17 protein-coding genes are annotated in these 17,803 nt (G+C 67.9%); 5 read left to right on the top strand and 12 right to left on the bottom strand.

Translation table 11 applies throughout. From position 1 onward, the window contains the following. Positions 1 to 25 precede the first annotated feature (25 nt). From QMZ16_RS01805 to kynU, 6 genes are all read right to left on the bottom strand, one after another. The gene (locus QMZ16_RS01805) at positions 26 to 715 is read right to left on the bottom strand and encodes a hypothetical protein (protein ID WP_282601891.1); all 690 of its coding nucleotides are present in this window, start codon (positions 713 to 715) and stop codon (positions 26 to 28) included. Positions 716 to 858: 143 nt separating this feature from the next. After that, a complete protein-coding gene (locus tag QMZ16_RS01800; protein ID WP_282601890.1) occupies positions 859 to 1,251 on the bottom strand; it encodes a hypothetical protein in 393 nt (130 codons plus the stop codon). A gap of 411 nt (positions 1,252 to 1,662) precedes the next feature. Further along, entirely contained in the window at positions 1,663 to 4,701 is a 3,039-nt protein-coding gene (locus QMZ16_RS01795; protein WP_282601889.1) for an efflux RND transporter permease subunit, read from the bottom strand. Beyond that, on the bottom strand, positions 4,698 to 5,795 hold the full coding sequence (locus tag QMZ16_RS01790) for an efflux RND transporter periplasmic adaptor subunit (RefSeq protein WP_282601888.1): 1,098 nt from the start codon (positions 5,793 to 5,795) through the stop codon (positions 4,698 to 4,700). Before QMZ16_RS01790 ends, QMZ16_RS01795 begins: the two co-directional genes overlap by 4 nt. Then, on the bottom strand, positions 5,792 to 6,862 hold the full coding sequence (locus tag QMZ16_RS01785; protein WP_282601887.1) for an efflux RND transporter periplasmic adaptor subunit: 1,071 nt from the start codon (positions 6,860 to 6,862) through the stop codon (positions 5,792 to 5,794). The genes QMZ16_RS01790 and QMZ16_RS01785 overlap by 4 nt, the downstream gene beginning before the upstream one ends. A gap of 72 nt (positions 6,863 to 6,934) precedes the next feature. Then, positions 6,935 to 8,122, bottom strand: coding sequence for a kynureninase (kynU, locus tag QMZ16_RS01780; RefSeq protein WP_282601886.1), 1,188 nt, complete (start codon positions 8,120 to 8,122; stop codon positions 6,935 to 6,937). A gap of 65 nt (positions 8,123 to 8,187) precedes the next feature. On the opposite strand from kynU, the gene QMZ16_RS01775 reads away from it, so the two are divergent. Next, the gene (locus tag QMZ16_RS01775; RefSeq protein ID WP_282601885.1) at positions 8,188 to 8,973 is read left to right on the top strand and encodes an alpha/beta hydrolase; all 786 of its coding nucleotides are present in this window, start codon (positions 8,188 to 8,190) and stop codon (positions 8,971 to 8,973) included. Here the strand turns inward: QMZ16_RS01775 and QMZ16_RS01770 are convergent. Then, a complete protein-coding gene (locus QMZ16_RS01770) occupies positions 8,955 to 9,791 on the bottom strand; it encodes an aldo/keto reductase (protein ID WP_282601884.1) in 837 nt (278 codons plus the stop codon). The genes QMZ16_RS01775 and QMZ16_RS01770 overlap by 19 nt on opposite strands. A 139-nt stretch (positions 9,792 to 9,930) precedes the next feature. On the opposite strand from QMZ16_RS01770, the gene QMZ16_RS01765 reads away from it, so the two are divergent. The 4 genes from QMZ16_RS01765 (at position 9,931) to QMZ16_RS01750 (ending at position 12,641) form a co-directional block, all read left to right on the top strand. Beyond that, entirely contained in the window at positions 9,931 to 10,260 is a 330-nt protein-coding gene (locus tag QMZ16_RS01765) for a hypothetical protein (RefSeq protein ID WP_040595457.1), read from the top strand. Between the two features lie 87 nt (positions 10,261 to 10,347). Continuing rightward, a complete protein-coding gene (locus QMZ16_RS01760; RefSeq protein WP_282601883.1) occupies positions 10,348 to 11,607 on the top strand; it encodes a lytic murein transglycosylase in 1,260 nt (419 codons plus the stop codon). Further along, on the top strand, positions 11,604 to 12,290 hold the full coding sequence (gene bluB / locus QMZ16_RS01755; protein WP_282601882.1) for a 5,6-dimethylbenzimidazole synthase: 687 nt from the start codon (positions 11,604 to 11,606) through the stop codon (positions 12,288 to 12,290). The genes QMZ16_RS01760 and bluB overlap by 4 nt, the downstream gene beginning before the upstream one ends. Positions 12,291 to 12,404: 114 nt before the next feature. Next, positions 12,405 to 12,641 (top strand): hypothetical protein, encoded by a 237-nt coding sequence (locus tag QMZ16_RS01750; protein WP_282601881.1) that lies wholly within the window; start codon positions 12,405 to 12,407, stop codon positions 12,639 to 12,641. A gap of 42 nt (positions 12,642 to 12,683) precedes the next feature. Here QMZ16_RS01750 and QMZ16_RS01745 read toward each other — a convergent pair whose 3' ends face one another. The 5 genes from QMZ16_RS01745 to rlmH form a co-directional block, all read right to left on the bottom strand. Continuing rightward, complete coding sequence (locus QMZ16_RS01745) at positions 12,684 to 13,172, bottom strand: RNA pyrophosphohydrolase (RefSeq protein ID WP_028725489.1); 489 nt, start codon at positions 13,170 to 13,172, stop codon at positions 12,684 to 12,686. Position 13,173: 1 nt separating this feature from the next. After that, positions 13,174 to 14,571 carry a S41 family peptidase gene (locus QMZ16_RS01740; protein ID WP_022705994.1) on the bottom strand — a complete coding sequence of 466 codons (1,398 nt, stop codon included), beginning with the start codon at positions 14,569 to 14,571 and terminating at the stop codon, positions 13,174 to 13,176. Between the two features lie 16 nt (positions 14,572 to 14,587). Then, the gene (locus QMZ16_RS01735; protein ID WP_282601880.1) at positions 14,588 to 15,757 is read right to left on the bottom strand and encodes a peptidoglycan DD-metalloendopeptidase family protein; all 1,170 of its coding nucleotides are present in this window, start codon (positions 15,755 to 15,757) and stop codon (positions 14,588 to 14,590) included. Then, positions 15,754 to 17,268, bottom strand: coding sequence for a 2,3-bisphosphoglycerate-independent phosphoglycerate mutase (gpmI, locus tag QMZ16_RS01730; protein WP_028725490.1), 1,515 nt, complete (start codon positions 17,266 to 17,268; stop codon positions 15,754 to 15,756). Before gpmI ends, QMZ16_RS01735 begins: the two co-directional genes overlap by 4 nt. 63 nt (positions 17,269 to 17,331) lie before the next feature. Further along, positions 17,332 to 17,799 (bottom strand): 23S rRNA (pseudouridine(1915)-N(3))-methyltransferase RlmH, encoded by a 468-nt coding sequence (gene rlmH, locus QMZ16_RS01725; protein ID WP_282601879.1) that lies wholly within the window; start codon positions 17,797 to 17,799, stop codon positions 17,332 to 17,334. Positions 17,800 to 17,803 lie beyond the last annotated feature (4 nt).

The following is a 17,803-nucleotide window of genomic DNA, read 5'->3' as shown; positions in this document are numbered from 1 at the left end:
CGTTGTCATGGCAGCAACTTTCCCGTCAGCGTGCCAACTGCGTTCTGCAGAATGCGGCGACCTGCTCGTCGCTGAATGGCGCCCCCGAACGCTTGCGTGCGACGATGCGATCGTCCGCGCGCCGCGAGCAGCTGACGTAACGCGCGATGGACACGGTCTGTGCTGCGGCAGGCGCGGGCGTCGGCGCCGCCCGGCTGGCTGCCGCCAACGAATTTGTCCGCCGCACGCGCTCCGAGCGGGAACATTGGCTGGTCGCCGGGATCGTTCCGACCTGGCGCAGGGCCTTGCAGGCCTCTTCGTCGCGCCGCGCGATCATAATCAGCGCGGCTTGCCCCTGACCCATCTGTGCCAGAAGGCACGCGTCATCGACCCGGTTCAGACCTGCCGCCGCGCCGCCGCCGATCAGCGATATGCCTATGCTTCCCCCCAAGGCGCACGGATGTCCCGACCCCATCGAGGGCGGCTGGACCGAAGGCGCGGATCTGACCGTGTATTTGCCGCTGTAACTGTGCTGCGTGCTCAGCGACGACGGACCGCGCTGATCCAGATATATCTGCGCATTCGAATTGCCGCCCGACGCATTTGCGGATGCCGCGCTCTCGACATCGGTCGAGCTCGACGAGCTGGAATTCGCGCCGCTTTCGGAAGATTGCGCATTAACCGCATAAGGCCACCCGATGGTGACCATAGCCGCCATAGCCGCAACCGCGATCATGGTTATTCTTTTTTCGTGACACATGACTTACTCCCCCCTCTTGAAACGTAAATTGGTTAAAGCGCTGAATTACATATTCAGCACGGGTTGAAGGCATATTGCTCCGGGCCACGCGAATGCGGCCCGGAGTGGTGTCATGTCGCTCAGAACGACGTGCCGAAGCCGCCGAAGCCGCCCGCGCTGCTACCATTCCCGCCGCTGTAGCTCCCGGAACCCAGGGCACCGCCGAAGCCGAACGAACTGGTCGTCGAGGTATTGCCAGCCGCGCCGGTAGCAGTGGTGGCAGTTGTCGTACCCGACACTGCACCACCAAACCCCAGGCTCGTGGTTGCCACCGCCGAACCGGTCGAGCTGAGGCCCATCGACGTCGCGTTCGAACCGCTCGAAACGCCGCCGAAGGTGCCGGCGCTGGAGGAACCGGAATACATGGTTCCGCTTTCGGATCCCGACCAGGTGCCCGTGCCCAGAACGGTCTGAGCCGAAGCCGCGCCGCCGAAAGCGGTCGCTGCGATAACTGCGATCATCATTTTCTTCATTTCTCCACTCCTCGTTACATCGGGCATTTTGCCCGCATTAAGCCAAAAAGGACCTTTCCGAGATCCCTCCCCCTGGAAGCGACTTATTCGCCGCCTCGAATTAAAGTTACTCCTCATTAGTAATTAATCAAGAATATTATTAAATTATATGTATGCTGTTAATACTATATCGAGGTAAAATAAATTGGTAATTTCTACCTAAGGTTTATGTAATTTCACTATGCGCAGGATAATTAAATGGATGTTCATTAATTTAATACCTTATCGCGCCATTTATTCCCGCAAGAATGCGGTCCGATTCCCCGGAAGGGAATCGGGGTTGCACGATGTAGCGAACAGGCAGGGGGGCATGATGGCGGCGTAATCAGGTTCGGCGCGCGCCCTGCCGCGCCGAACCTTGGGCAGGAATGCTCAGCGCGGCGGCTTCACCCCGAAGACCACGCAGTACAGCGCGGGCACGAAGACCAGCGTGATCAGCGTGCCGGCGATGATGCCGCCCATCATCGCGAAGGCCATCGGCCCCCAGAACACCTGCCGAGAGATCGGGATCAGCGCCAGCGAGGCCGCGGCGGCGGTCAGCAGAATCGGGCGCGCGCGGCTGTCGGACGCCTCGAACACGGCATCCCACCGGCTGCGGCCCTGATGCAGCAGTTCCTGGATCTCGTGGACCAGGATGACCGAGTTGCGGATCAGGATGCCGACCAGCGCCAGGATCCCCAGGATCGCGACGAAGCCCATCGGCACGCCGAAGGGCACCAGCACCGCCACCACGCCGATCAGGCCCAGGGGGGCGGCGGCAAAGACGATCAGCGACAGGCGGAAGCTCTGCATCTGGACCATGACCAGGAAGGCCATGACCAGCAGCATGACCGGCACCACGGCCGCGATGGGTTCCTGGCTGTCGGCCGAGCTTTCGACCGTGCCGCCCACCTCGACCCTGACCGAGGGCGGAAGGCCCGCCTGGTATTCGGCCACCCGATCGGCCAGCGCCGTCACCAGCGTGGCGGGCTGGTCGGCGGTCGCGATGGCCGCCAGCACGGTCACCGTGGGCAACCCGTCGCGCTGCATGATCAGCGGCTGTTCGGAGCCGTATTCCAGCGAGACCAGCGCCGAGAGCGGGATCGTCCGCCCATCGGCCAGGTTCAGCTGCAGGTTCCGCACCGAATCGATGCTGCTGCGGTCCGATGCCTGTCCCCGCGCGATCACGTCGATCAGGTAGATGTCGTCGCGCAGCGCGGTGATCCCCACCCCGCTGAACAGGCCCGACAGCGCATCCGAGATGTCGGCGCTGGTCACCCCCAGCCTGCGGGCCTGGTCCTGGTCGACCTCCAGCCGCACGACGCGGGCGGGCTCGTTCCAGTCCAGCGCGATGTCGCGCAGGCGCGGCTCGTCCGACAGCACCGTCGCCAGGCCGCGCGCCGCGTCGCGCGCATCGTCCGCGTCGGGCGCGGAGACGCGATACTGCACCGGCTTGCCGACCGGCGGCCCGATCTCGAGGTTCTTGACGTAGATGTCGACGCCCGGGAACTGCTCGCGCGCCAGCCGGTTCAGGCGGTCCTTGACCCGGTCGCGGGCCGCAAGATCGGGGGTCTGGATGACGATCTGGCCCATATGCGGGCCGGGCGTCGGCACGTCCATTGACAGGATGAATCGCGGCGCCCCCTCGCCCACATGGGACGTCCAGAAGCTGACATCCTCGTCCCCGGCCAGCGTCGCCTCGATACGGTCCATGTCGGCGCGGGTGCGCGCGATGGACGCGTTCTGGCGTTCGGTCACGTCCACGATCACCTCGGTCCGGTCCGAGGTCGGGAAGAACTGCTGTTCGACGAAGCGCATGCCCCAGACCGAGACGATGAACAGGCCGAAGGTCACCGCGACGGTCAGCCACTTGGCGCGCATCGCGCCGCGCAGCAGGCGGTGGAAGCCCAAGCGCAGGCGGCCCGGCTGGTGGTCGTGATGGCCCATCTTCTCGGACAGGAAGGTCACGCCCAGAAGCGGCGCGAACAGCACGGCCACGATCCACGAGATCAGCAGCGACACCGCGATCACCACGAACAGCGAGAAGGTGAATTCCCCCGCCGCCGAACTGTTCAGCCCGATCGGGATGAAGCCCGCGACGGTGACCAGCGTGCCGGTCAGCATGGGGAACGCGATGGATTTCCAGGCATAGCTTGCGGCCGCGCCCAGGTTCTCGCCCACCTCCAGCCGCGAGATCATCGTCTCGATCGCGATCATCGCGTCATCGACCAACAGCCCCAGGGCGATGATCAGCGCCCCGAGCGAGATCCGCTGCAGCGTGATCCCGTAGAGGTCGAGGATCACGAAGGTGATCGCCAGCACCAGCGGGATGGTCAGCGTCACGACGAAGCCCGCGCGGAAGCCGAGGCTGACGAAGCTGACGATCAGGACGATGATGACCGCCTCGGCCAGGGCCTTGACGAAATGGCCGACCGCATCCTCGACCACATGGGGCTGGTCGGCGAATTTCGACATCTCGATGCCGACGGGCAGATCGGCGGCGACGCCGTCCATCAGGGCGTCCAGATCCTTGCCGAATTCGAGGATGTTGCCCCCCTCGCGCATGCCGATCTGAAGGCCGATGGCATCCTGCCCGCGATAGCGGAACAGCGAATCCGGGGGATCGCTGTATCCGCGACGGACATTGGCCACGTCGCCCACGTTGAAGAACCGCTCGCCCACGCGCAGGTTCACGGCCTCGATGGATTCGGCGTCCTCGAACTGGCCGCCCACGCGCACCAGGACACGCTCGGGGCCGACCTCGATCACCCCCGACGGAGAGATGGCGTTCTGCTGCGCCAGCGTCGCGATGACCTGCTGCTGGCCAAGGCCCAGCGATGCCAGCCGCGCGGCCGAGAATTCCAGGAAGACCTGCTCGTCCTGCTCGCCCAGCAGCTCGACCTTGCCGGCATCGTCCAGCGCGGTCACCTGCTTGCGGATATCCTCGACCCGGTCGCGCAGCTCGCGCGGGCTGAAGCCGTCGGCGGTGAAGGCATAGATGTTGCCATAGACGTCGCCGAAATTGTCGTTGAACTGGAAGCCCGCGAATTCCTGCGGGAAATCGGCGCGGATGTCGGACATCATCTCGCGGACGCGCTTCCAGGCGTCGGGCACGGCATCGCCGCGCGTGGTCGGATCCAGTTCCACATAGACGACCGCCTGCCCCGGCGTGGTGACCGAGCGGGTGAAGTCCAGGTCGTCCAGTTCCTCCAGCTTGGTCTCGATGCGGGTGGTGACCTGCTTCAGCGTCTCGTCGATGGTGGCACCCGGCAGGGCCGCGCCGATGATCATCGTCTTGATGGTGAAGTTCGGGTCCTCCTCGCGGCCCAGATTGCCATAGCTGATGGCCCCCGCGATCATCGACACGATCAGCAGGAACCACACGAAGCTGCGATGGTGCAGCGCCCAGTCCGACAGGTTGAAACGGTTCACGGCTCCAGCCTCCGGGCCACGGCCTGGCCTTCGGCCAGGGAATTCACGCCACGGACGACGATCTCGTCGCCCGCCTCCAGCCCCGAGGTGATCGAGACGCGCCCGCGATAGGGGGCGGCGGCCTCGACCTCGACGCGGGTCACATGGGCATCGCGGCCCTCGCGGTCCACGCGCCAGACGAAGCGCCCGGAATCGTCGTCGATCAGCGCCTCGATGGGCAGCGACAACATGGGCGCATCGGCGGTGCCGAAGCGCACGCGCACAAGCGCACCCAGCCGGAAGGGCTCGTCCTGCGGCAGCGCCAGGTACAGGCGGCGGGTCCGGGTCGCGCTGTCGGCGACCGGATCGATCCGGTCAAGGACGGCGGTGACCTGCAGATCCGGGTCGTTCCGGTGCCAGATGGTGAAATGCGCCCCCGGCGCGACGCCGATCAACGACTGCTCGGGCAGGTCGATCACCGCCTCGATTTCCTGCCCCCCCGACAGTTGCAGCACCGGAGAGCCCGCACCGACGACCGTGCCCGGCGTCTCGTAGACGGCGCTGATCACGCCGTCGAAGGGCGCGGTCATGCGGGCGAATCCTTCGGCATCCTCGGCCTGCAGCAGTTCCGAGCGGGCCTGCTCGACCGCGGCGGTCGCGGCGGTCGCGGCCTGCTGGGCCTGTTCCAGCTGCGCGTTCGAGGCGACGTTGCGGCGGGCCAGCGCCTGCGTCCGTTCCAGCGTGGCGGCGGCGGTGCGTTCCTGCACCTCGGCGGCCTGCACGGCGGCGCGTGCTGCGCGGGTGTTCGCGGCAAGATCCTCGGTCGACAGCAGCGCCAGCACGTCGCCCGCGGCGACCCGGTCACCCAGATCGACCCGGCGTTCGGTCATGCGGCCCAATGTCTGAAAGCCCATCTGCACCTGGTTGCGCGACTGGATCAGGCCGGGGATCCAGCCGTCATCGGCATGGCCGTCCTCGACAAGGACGCTGACGACGGGACGCGGCGGCCCGGCCTCCTGGGCCTCGGGCTTGCCCACCAGCCATTCGGGCAGCTGCAGCGCCGCCGCCGGGGTCGCGACCGCAAGCGCGGCCAGAAGGATCATCGCATGTCTCATTCCACGCCCTCCTCGGCGGCGCGCACCCTGCGCCCCGGATAGAGCAGCTGAGAGCCTTCGCCCACGACACGCTGCCCGTCCGCCAACCCCTCCGAGACATAGATCGCCCCGTCCGAGAAATGCGCGATCCGGACCGGGGTCAGGGCCACACGGTCCTCGTCGTCCACGGTCCAGATGGCCGGCCCCTCGCCCTGCCGCATCAGCGCGGCCCAGGGGACGACGACGCCATCGTCGCGCACCACGTCCAGATGCCCCCGCACCGAGGCCCCCAGCAGCGACACCGTGCTGGCGGGCATGTCGTCGATCCGCACCCGCAGCGTCACCGTGCCGGTCTCGGGATCGACCAGGGGCGCGACCTCGATCACGCGGCCCGTCATGTCGGGGCGGCTGACATCCAGCGTCTCCAGCCGGACGGACTGGCCCTGCATGTCGGCCAGCAGCGGATCGTCGGCGACGTGGAACACGGCCTCGAGCCCGTTCAGCGTGGCAAGCCCCAGCACCGGCTGCGCGGCGGCGACCACCTGCCCCGGCGCCATGTCCTTCGAGGTGACGACCGCATCCTCGGGGGCGGTCAGCACGGTATCCTCCAGCGCGCGGCGGGCCTGCTCGACCTGGGCCTCGGCCTGTTCGCGCGCACCCTGCGCCTGCGAGAGCGCCTGCTCGGCCTGGTCGCGGGCCGCGCGCGTGCCCACCCCGCGCGACAGCATGGCGCTGGCGCGTTCGCTGGCCTGGCGGGCCTGCTCCTCGCCCGCGCGGGCGGCGGTCAGGCCGGCCTCGGCGACGTTCAGCGCCTGGTCCTGCTGGACCGAGTTCACGCGCGCCAGCGCCTGCCCCGCCTTCACGCGATCGCCCTCGGAGACCGACACCTCGGTCACGCGACCGCCCTGCCGGAAGCCGAGGGCGATGCTGTCCACGGCCTCGATCGTGCCGGTCAGCTGCATGTCGATGGTCAGGGGCCGGGTCTCGGCGGTGACGATGCGCACGCGGATCGCGTCATCGTCCTGCGCATGCGCGGCATGTCCCGTCGCCGCGGCAAGAAGCGCGGCCAGAATGGTTCTTGTCAGCAAGGGTCCGTACCTTCAGGGCGGCATAGGCCCCATGTCTGGAACCAAATCCGGGCGATGGGAAGCCCCCCGCCGTCAGGTCACCGCGGCCCTGTGGTGGAAATCCGGCCTGTCCCAGCTGCCATCGCGCAATATCCGGGCAAGCACCGCCACCGCGCGGGCAACATCGTCCATGTCGTTATAGAGCGGCGCGAAGCCGAAGCGCAGCACGTCGGGGGCGCGGAAATCGCCGATCACCCCTTCGGCGATCAGCGCCTGCATCACCGCGTATGCCTGCGGGTGGCGGAAGCCCACCTGCGATCCGCGCAGGCTGGGGTCGCGCGGGGAATGCAGCACCAGTCCGGGACATTCGGCCTCGACCCCGGCGATGAAGGCTTCGGTCAGCCGGATCGACCGCGCGCGCAGATCGGCCATCGACACGCCGTCCCAGACGTCCAGCGCCGCATCCAGCGCCGCCAGCGCGATGACGGGGGGCGTGCCGACGCGCATCCGCTCGATCCCCGGGGCGGGGGCATAGGAGGCGTCGAAGGCGAAGGGGCGTTCATGCCCCATCCAGCCCTGCAGGATCGGCTGGGCGGCATCGGCCAGATCGGGCCGCGTCCAGATGAAGGCCGGCGCCCCCGGCCCGCCATTCAGGTACTTGTAGGTGCAGCCGACCGCGAAATCGGCATCCGCGCCGATCAGGTCCAGATCGACCGCCCCCGCCGAATGCGCAAGGTCCCAGACCGTCAGCGCCCCCGCCCGATGCGCCCGCGCGGTCAGGTCCGCCATGTCGTGGCGACGCCCGGTGCGGTAATCCACCTCGGTCAGCATCAGGACCGCGATGTCGTCGCCGATCGCTGCCGCCACCTCCTCGGGGGCGACGACGCGCAGGGTCGCGCCCATCGCCCGCGCCACCCCTTCGGCGACATAGAGATCCGAGGGGAAATTCCCGCTGTCCGACAGGATCACCCGCCGGTCGGGGCGCATCGCCAGCGCCGCGCTCAGCGCCTGGAAGACCTTGATCGACAGCGTGTCGCCCATGACGACCTGCCCCGCGCCCGCGCCGATCAGCCGTGCGATGCGGTCGCCCACATCGCGCGGCTGGCGATACCAGCCCGCACGGTTCCAGCCCGTGATCAGCATCTGCGACCATTCGTCGGACATCATCGCGGCCACGCGGTCGGCCGCGACGCGCGGCATCGGCCCCAACGAGTTCCCGTCCAGATAGGTCACCCCTTCGGGCAGGTGGAACGCGCGGCGCGTCGCATCGAAATCGGTCATGGTCTTTTCCCCCTCTTGCGGCGGACGCTAGCAGCGGAAATGTTTGCGCGACAGGGGGGAACGCGATGCTGTACCGGGTGACGGATTGGGACGACGCCTATGCCAATGGCGCGCATATCGCGGGGGCGGCGGATTACCCGCCCCGCTGGACGGCGGCAGCGCAGGCGTTTCGCGACCTGCATCCGCCCGTCGAAAGCGCGGGCGACCTGTTCCTGCCGGACGATCCCAAGGGGTTGATGGTCTTCATCCATGGCGGCTACTGGATGCGGTTCGGGCCACGCGACTGGTCGCATCTTGCCACCGGGGCGCTGGCGCGTGGCTGGGCCTGCCTGATGCCGCGATACGAGCTGGCCCCCAAGGCGCGGATCGCGCAGATGACGCGGCAGGTGGCGCAGGCCATCGCGGGTGCGGGCGTGGACGGCCCCATCGCCATCACCGGACATTCGGCGGGCGGACATCTTGCGGCGCGCATGGTCTGCGAGGGCGTGCTGCCCCGCGAGGTGGCCGCGCGGGTCACGGCCTGCGTGCCGATCTCTCCTCTGTCGGATCTGCGCCCGCTGATGCGGACCGCGATGAACGAGACGCTGAACATCGACCCGTCCGAGGCGCTGTCCGAAAGCCCCGCGCTGCTGACGCCCCTGCCCCTGCCCGTCACCACATGGGTCGGCGGGGCCGAGCGGCCCGAGTTCATCCGCCAGGCGCGGCTGCTGGCGGATGCATGGGCGGGGCTTGGTGCGGCGACCGAATGCGTCATCGACCCCGGTCGCCACCATTTCGACGTGATCGAGGGGCTGACCCGACCGGACAGCCCCCTGATGAACCGCCTGCTGGATCAGAGCGGCTCGCGATAGTCGAACTCGTCGGGGTGCGGGCCGGTGCGGTGGTCGTTCTCCAGCTTGTCGATGGCCGCCATCTCGTCGGCGGTCAGCTCGAAGCCCAGCACGTCGAAATTCTCGGCCAGGCGCTTCTCCTGTTCGGATTTCGGGATCACCGACAGGCCGTGCTGGATATGCCAGCGCAGGATCACCTGCGCGACGCTGCGACCGGTGCGGTCGGCGGCGGCCTTGACGGGCGCGGCCTCGAAGCTGTCGCCACGGCCAAGCGGGGTCCAGCTCTGGGTGACGATGCCGAAGCGCTTGTTCACGGCGCGCATCTCGGGCTGGTTCAACGAGGGGTGGATCTCGATCTGGTTCAGCGCCGGGGTCACGCCCGTCTCGTCGATGATGCGCTTCAGATGCGGTTCGTGGAAATTCGCCACCCCGATCGAGCGGATGCGGCCCTCGTCACGCAGGCGGATCAGCACCTTCCATGTCTCGACATACTTGTCCAGCTTGGGCAGCGGCCAGTGGATCAGGTACAGGTCCAGGTAATCCAGCCCCGTGCGCTCCATCGTCTGGTCGAAGGCGCGCAGCGCGGCGTCATGGCCATGCGCGTCGTTCCACAGCTTCGAGGTGACGAATATCTCATCGCGCGGGACGCCGGAATTGCGGATCCCCTCGCCCATGCCGCGTTCGTTGTTATAGGCGGCGGCGCCGTCGATCAGGCGGTATCCGGTCCGCAGCGCGGCATCGACCACGCCCGCCGTGTCGTCATTCGCGATCTGGAACACACCGGCCCCCAGCTGGGGCATGCGGTTGCCGTCGTTGAAGGTCATCATCGGTTGGGTCATCGCAAAGGTCCTTTCGCTGTGCCCGGCAACAACGCCCCGGTGGCGAAACCGTTTCAGCAGGGATCGCCGGGCGGGGTTGCGCTTCGGCGCGCATCATGTTTCCCCACGCGCTGAACGCAAGTCAGGAAAGGTGCGTCCCATGCAGGTCTATACGCTTCTGGTCGAGGTCGGCCGCAAACAGGATGACGGCCTGCCCGAGGGCTGCGAGGGCGCGGCGCTGCTGTGCTATACCCCCGCCCGCGACGAGGCCGAGGCCGTCCGCGAGACCGTCGCCATCCTGAAGGAGGCGGGCCTTGCGCCCCTCGACGTGTCGGGCCACGGCACCGCCGAGGACCGCGAGGAAGAGGGCCACGAGATCGGCCCCGAGGAACGCGAGCTGATGCAGCGCGCGCTGGACGACGATTCCGTCGTGATCGCGCAGATGCAGCCCTATTTCCCCGGCGCGAAGGGCGATCCCCGCGACGTCTGATCACGCGCTGCGCCCTATCCAACGGCTCACGGATTCGCTAGACTTCTTCAAAAACCAATGAAGCAGTCAACGAACAGGCGACACCCGATGAGCATCCAACGTCTTTTCCTGTCCACCGCCATGATCGCGGCGCTGGCCTCCTGCGCGGGGCCGGTCAGCCGCTCGCCCATGGCGGTCGGCAGCCCGGCAAGCAGCGTCCAGCCCAGCCCCATCCCCGCCGCCAGCCCCGGCGACGAGGCCGGCCTGCAGAACTTCGTCCAGAGCTTCCGCCCCCGCGCGCTGTCCTCGGGGATCTCGGCCTCGACCTATGACCGCGCCATGCGGATCGCGCGCTACAATCCCGACGTGATCCGGCTGGACCGCAAGCAGGCCGAATTCTCGCGTCCGGTCTGGCTGTACCTGGACAGCGCCGTGTCGGATTCCCGCATCCAGACGGGCCGAGAGAAGAACGCCCAGCTGTCGCGCACCCTGTCGGCGATCGAATCCCGCTATGGCGTCCCGCGAGAGATCGTGCTGGCCGTCTGGGGGATGGAATCGAACTTCGGCGCGAACCGCGGCAAGATGCAGATCATCCCCTCGCTGACCACGCTGGCCTATGACGGCCGCCGCGGCGAGATGTTCCAGAACCAGCTGATCGCCGCGCTGAAGATCCTGCAGGCGGGCGATACCGACCCCGAGCACATGCTGGGGTCCTGGGCGGGCGCGATGGGCCATACCCAGTTCATGCCGACCTCGTATCTGGACTATGCCGTCGATTTCACGGGCGACGGTCGCCGCGACATCTGGTCCGACGACCCGAGCGACGCGCTGGCATCGACCGCCAACTATCTTCGCCGCAACGGCTGGCAGCCGGGTCAGCCCTGGGGCGCCGAGGTGCAGCTGCCGCCGGGCTTCAACATGGGCCTGATCGGCAAGGGCACCCGCCGCGGCGACTGGGCCGCGCAGGGCGTTCGCCGCATCGGCGGCGGCGCGCTGCCCTCGGGCAACGGTTCGATCATCATGCCGGCGGGCGCACGGGGTCCGGCCTTCCTGATCCTCGACAACTTCCGGTCGATCCTGCGCTACAACAACTCGGACAATTATGCGCTTGGCGTGGCCTTCCTGGGCGAACGCATCGCGGGCCGGTCGAACATCCAGGGCGCATGGCCGCGCAACGACCGTCCGCTGTCCACCTCCGAGCGCGAGGAGATCCAGGTCCGCCTGCGCCAGCGCGGCTTCTACGACGGCGAGATCGACGGCCTGTTCGGTTCGGGCACGATGGAGGCCGTCGCGGCGTTCCAGCGTTCCATCGGCGCGACGCCCGACGGGTATCCGACCTCGATCCTGCTGGACCAGCTGCGCAAATGACAGGCGACGGCCCTGCCCCGGCGGGGCCGTTCCCGCAATCGGATCGCGCGGCGGTATATCGCGCGATCCGCCAGCGCCGCGACGTGCGCGGCCAGTTCCTGCCCGACCCGATCGACGACGCGACCCTGCGCCGCCTGCTGCAGGCGGCCCATGACGCGCCCTCGGTCGGCCTGTCGCAGCCCTGGAACTTCATCCTGATCCGCGACCCCGACCTGCGCAGGCGCGTGCACGACGCCTTCGGCACCGCCAATTCCGAGGCCGCCGCCCGGTTCCCCGACCGCAAGCCACTCTACTCCTCGTTGAAACTGGAAGGCATCCTCGATGCGCCGCTGAACCTGTGCATCACCTGCGACCGGACGCGGGGCGGTCCCGATGTGCTGGGCCGGACGCATGATCTGGACACCGATCTCTACTCCACCGTCTGCGCGGTGCAGAACCTGTGGCTGGCCGCCCGCGCCGAGGGGATCGGCGTCGGCTGGGTCAGCATCTTCCGGCAGGACGACCTGCGCGCGCTGCTGGGCCTGCCCGAACATGTTGTTCCGGTTGCCTATCTTTGCATCGGCCATGTCCGCGAACTGTACCGGGAACCCGAGCTTCAGGCGCGCGGCTGGGCGGAACGGCTGGACCTCGACAGCCTGATCTTCGAAGATGGCTGGGGCAGACAATCGGGCGACAGGGCGTAGCCTTTGGGTGCTGCGACCTATCCCGATTGCTTGCCGCATATCCTTTCGATCGGATGCGAATGCAACCCGAACGTGATTTAACTGCCCCATGTTAAGGGGTTCGGAGGTTAGACAGTGAACAAGATCGCAATTTTCTCGGTCGTGGCAGCGGGCGCATTGGCCGCCTGTTCGCCCAAGCAATTCGAAACCGCTCCTGTAACGATTGATACCCCGCAGGGACCCGTGACCTGCCAGCTTTATACCAAGGGACTGACGGACTGGGATCGCTCGATCTCTCGTCCCGATGCCCTGAGCGTCGAAGCCGCCGATACCCTCTGCAAGAACGAAGGCATTCGCCAGAAGAAGTCGTGATCGCAAACTCGGGCCCCGCAGATCGCGGGGCCCGTCTTTCATTCAGGCCAGCCGGTCGCGGAACGCGTCCAGCACCTCGGCATAGACCTGCCGCTTGAAGGGCACGATGCTGTCCAGAAGGTCCGCCCTGCTCATCCATTGCCAGCTGTCGAATTCCGGGTGATCCGTGTCGATGCGGATATCGGCATCGGTCCCGCGGAAACGCAGCAGCAGCCAGATCTGGCGCTGGCCACCGAAGCGGCCCTTCCAGGCGCGGCCCAGCAGGTCCTCGGGCAGATCGTAGAACACCCAGTCCGGCGTCTGGTCCAGAACCTCGACCAGGTCGGTCGACACGCCCGTCTCCTCGACCAGCTCGCGCAGCGCAGCCTCTTGCGGGGTCTCACCGGGATCGATCCCGCCCTGCGGCATCTGCCACGCGCCGGGGCGGTCCAGCCGCTGTCCGGCAAAGATCATGCCGCGATCGTCGATCAGCACCACCCCCGCGCAGGGGCGATAGGGCAGCCCGCCGGGGCCAAGCCGTTCCTCGGTCATGTCAGCCATCGGCATCCGCGCTGCCCTCGCCCGTGGCGGCGGGGGTCGCATCGTCCGGAACCTGTCCGGCGCTGAAGCTGACGGCGGCCAGACCCTTGAGGATGTCGACCGCATAGGCCAGCTGGTAATCCTCGTCGCGCAGGGCGGCGGTGGCCTCGACCTCGGCGGCCTCCTCCTCCATCTGCTGACGCTCCTCGTCGCTGATGTCGTTGCCAAGCGCGCCGCGCAGATCGGCCTCGGACCGGCCGAAGCTGCTCTCGGTCAGGCTCTCGTCCTCTTCCTCGGGGCGGGGGCTGGGCTGGGCGACCAGGATGTCGGGCTGGATGCCCAAGGCCTGGATCGAGCGGCCCGACGGCGTGTAGTAGCGCGCCGTGGTCAGGCGGATCGCGCTTTCGGCGGTCACGGGCATGACGGTCTGGACGCTGCCCTTGCCGAAGGACTTCTCGCCCACGACGATGGCGCGGCGGTGATCCTGCAATGCGCCGGTCACGATTTCCGACGCGCTGGCAGACCCGCCGTTGATCAGCACGACCATCGGCTTGCCCTCGGCCAGATCGCCATCCTCGGCGTTCCAGCGCTCGCTCTCTTCGGGCAGGCGGCCGCGGGTGCTGACGATCTCTCCGGCATCGAGGAAGGCATCCGACACGCTGATCGCCTGGTTCAGCAGGCCGCCCGGATTGTTGCGCAGGTCGAGCACGAAGCCCGTGACCTTGTCGATCCCGCCCGCTTCCTCGACCGCCTTGGTCAGCTCGGCCTCCAGCGTGTCATAGGTCTCGTCGTTAAAGGTGGACACGCGCAGCACGACGGCATGGCCCTCGACCCGCGACCGCACGACGGTCAGCTTGATCGTGTCGCGCGTCATGGTCAGGTCGAACGGCTCGGTCCGGCCCTCGCGCAGGATGGTCACCGTGATCTCGGACCCGACGGGGCCGCGCATCATGTCGACGGCCTCGTCCAGGGTCAGACCCAGCAGCGATTCGCCGTCCACATGCGTGATCAGGTCGCCCGACTGCACGCCCGCCTCGGCGGCGGGGGTGTCGTCGATGGGCGACACGACCTTGACCATGCCGTCTTCCTGGCTGACCTCGATGCCCAGGCCGCCGAAGCTGCCGCGCGTCTGGGTCTGCATGTCGCTGTAATCGTCGGCCGCAAGGAAGCCCGAATGCGGGTCCAGCGAGGTGAGCATGCCGTTGATCGCAGCCTCGATCAGGGCCTTGTCGTCGGGGACCTCGACGTAATCCGCGCGGATCCTCTCGAAGACGTTGCCGAACAGTTCCAGCTGCTCGTAGATCGAGCTGCCGCTGTCGGTTTCCTGCGCCAGAAGGGGTGCGGCGATCTGGGTGGTCGCAAGGAACCCTGCCAGCACGCCCCCAACCCCTGCGATCAGATAATGTCTCATGCGGCCTTTCCTTGCCTCAGTCCTGTTGCGGCTCGACGATGGGATTCAGCACGAACCACTCCGCCGGGTCCAGCGTTTCGTTTCCGCGGCGCAGTTCCAGGTACAGCGTCTCGCTGCGGCCTGCGGCGCCGCCCTCCTTGGCATCGGCCACGAATTGCGACCCGAATTCCTGTGCGGGCGCTTCCGACCCGCCCATCAGCCCGACCGGGTCCCCGGCCTTGAGCACGTCGCCCACCTCTCCGAAGACCTGCGACAGGCCCGCGAATATCAGAAGATAGCCACGCGCGGGCTCGACGATCATCACATTGCCGTAATCGAGGAAGGGCCCGCGATAGCGGATCGTGGCGGGCCAGGGCGTCTGGACCAGCGCGGCGGGCGCGGTGGCGATGACCCAGCCCGGACGGCTGACGCCCGCGGCGTCGGGTTCGTCATAGGTGCGCAGGATGGTCCCGATGGCCGGCAGGCGCAGGCTGCCCTGCGCGCCCTCGAAATCCTCCATCGGCGCGCCGATATCGGTCTCCATCCGCGCGATGCCCGACGCGAACTCGTCCAGCGTGGCCGCCGCCTCCTGCAGGGCGCTCAGCTCGGCCGGATCCTCGCCATATCGCGCGGGCATCGAACTGCGATCCCCCGAGGCGCTGACCAGCAGGCGGCGTGCCTCCTGGACCGAGGCGAGGCCCGTCTCCAGCATCCCCGCCGCGTTGGCCTGCAATTCGCGCACGGTCGCGATCTCGTCCAGGTCGGTCTGCAGATCCTCGGCCTGGGCGCGCAGGCCCGGCGTCACGTCCGACAGGATCATGGCGGACCGCGCATTGGCCAGCGCGCCCGCCGGATGCAGCAGCATCGCGCTTTCGGGGCTGTCCTGCATCGAGGTCATGGCCCCCAGGACGCGGCTCAGCTGGCCGCGCTGCGCCTCGAAACGGTCGCGCAGCTCGGCCTCGCGCAGGCTGGCCTGCCGCAGGCCCCCGCGCAGGGCGGACAGCCCCAGCTCGTAGGCGCGGATCACGTCGGTCATGGCGACGACCTGGTCGTCGGCCTCGACCGCCTTGGGCAGCTCGGCCACGGCGGCCCGCAGCAGGGCCGCGGCCTCTTCGGCATCGTCGACAGCCTGGGATGCGGTCTGCGCCATCGCCCCCGACCCGAGGCCAAGCGCGACGGCCAGCGTCAGTGCAAGAAGGGGCTTCATTCGGAAATCAGGCTTTCCCCGGTCATCTCGGGCGGCAGGTCCAGCCCCATCAGGTCCAGCACGGTCGGCGCCAGATCGGCCAGCCGCCCGTCGCGGACCGAGATCCCGGGCGCCGCGCCATAGACGATGACGGGCACCGGGTTCAGCGTGTGCGCGGTATGGGGCCCGCCGCTGTCGGGATCGACCATGGTTTCGCAATTGCCGTGATCGGCGCAGATGACGGCGGCACCGCCCGTGCGGTCCAGCGCCTCCAGCATCATGCCCAGGCCCTGATCGACCGCCTCGCAGGCGCGCGCGGCGGCGGAGAGGCTGCCCGTATGACCCACCATGTCGGGATTGGCGAAGTTCACGACGATCAGGTCATAGCCTTGGTCGATGCCCCAGGCCAGCTTCTCGGAGACCTCGGCGGCCGACATCTCGGGTTGCAGGTCATAGGTGGCGACCTTCGGGCTGGGGGCCATGTGGCGATCCTCGCCCGGTTCGGGGGTTTCCTTGCCGCCGTTCAGGAAGAAGGTGACATGGGGGTATTTCTCGGTCTCGGCCAGGCGGAACTGGCGCAGGCCCTTGGACGCGACCCAGGCGCCAAGCGTGTTGACGACCTGCTTCTTGGGAAAGACCGTCTTCATGAAGCGGTCGTGATCCTGGCTGTAATCGACCATGCCCAGCACCTGCGCCCATTCGGGCCGGGCCGAGACGTCGAATTCCGCGAAATCGGGATCGGCCAGCGTGCTCAGGATCTCTCGGGCGCGGTCGGCGCGGAAGTTCAGGCAGAAGAACCCGTCCCCGTCCAGCGCGCCGTTGAAGCCGTCGATGACGAAGGGGGTGATGAACTCGTCGGTCTCGTCGCGGTCATAGGCGGCGGCGACGGCTTCCTGGGCGCTGCCCGCATCCTCGCCCTCGCCCGTGGTGATCGCGCGGAAGGCGCGTTCGACCCGGTCCCACCGGTTGTCGCGGTCCATGATGAAATAGCGCCCGATCACGGTGCCGATCCGCGCGCCCTGCGGCAGGTCGGCCTCCAGCGCGGTCACGAAATCCATCGCGGATTGCGGGGCCACGTCGCGGCCGTCGGTCACGGCATGCAGGACCACCGGCACGCCCGCCTCGGCCACCGCCTTCATCGCGGCGCGGACATGTTCGACATGCCCGTGCACCCCCCCGTCCGAGACGACGCCCATCAGATGCGCCGTGCCGCCGGTCTCCTTCAGCTTCGCGATGAAGCCCTGCAGCGCGTCGTTGCGGGCAAAGCTGCCATCCTCGATCGCAAGGTCGATCTGGCCAAGGTCCATCGCCACGACCCGGCCCGCGCCGATATTGGTGTGGCCGACCTCGGAATTGCCCATCTGCCCCTTGGGCAGGCCGACATCGGGGCCGAAGGTCGTCAGGGTCGCATGGGGGCAGTCCCGCATCAGCCGGTCGAAATTCGGCGTCGCCGCCTGGTCGGGCGCGCTCTGGTCGGGCCTTGCGGACAGGCCCCAGCCATCGAGGATGCAAAGAACAACGGGTTTGGTCATGTCTGCCTCGCGATTTTCCACATGCATACGCGGGCGGGACCTGCGCGGCAACCGACCCGGCGATCACACCCTGTGATAGGGGCTTCCCGCAAGGATCGTCGCCGCGCGATAGATCTGTTCGCTCAGCATCACGCGCACCATCATGTGCGGCCAGACCATGCGCCCGAAGCTGATCTGCCAGTCCGCGCGCGCGCGCAGATCGGGCGTCAGCCCGTCCGCGCCGCCGATGACGAAGCAGATGTCGCGCGCGCCGTCGCGCCATCCGGCGATGCGTTCCGCGAACTGGGGAGAGGTGGGCTGGTCGCCGCGTTCGTCCAGCATGACGACAGCGGCGCCCGGCGGGATGGCACGGGCCAGAAGCTCGGCCTCGGCGGACTGACCAAGGCCCTTGCGGTCCTCGACCTCGGTCACGCCGACGGGCGGCAGGCCCAGTGCCCGACCGGTCTTGGCGAACCGGTCCAGGTAATCCGCGACCAACGCCGCCTCGGGGCCCTTCTTCAACCGCCCCACGGCGACGATGTCGATGCGCATGGCC

This window comes from Paracoccus sp. PARArs4, from assembly GCF_947311865.1.
Taxonomy (GTDB): Bacteria; Pseudomonadota; Alphaproteobacteria; order Rhodobacterales; family Rhodobacteraceae; genus Paracoccus; species Paracoccus zeaxanthinifaciens.
Note: the sequence above shows the minus strand (reverse complement) of the source record. Positions and strands in the feature narration are given on the sequence as shown.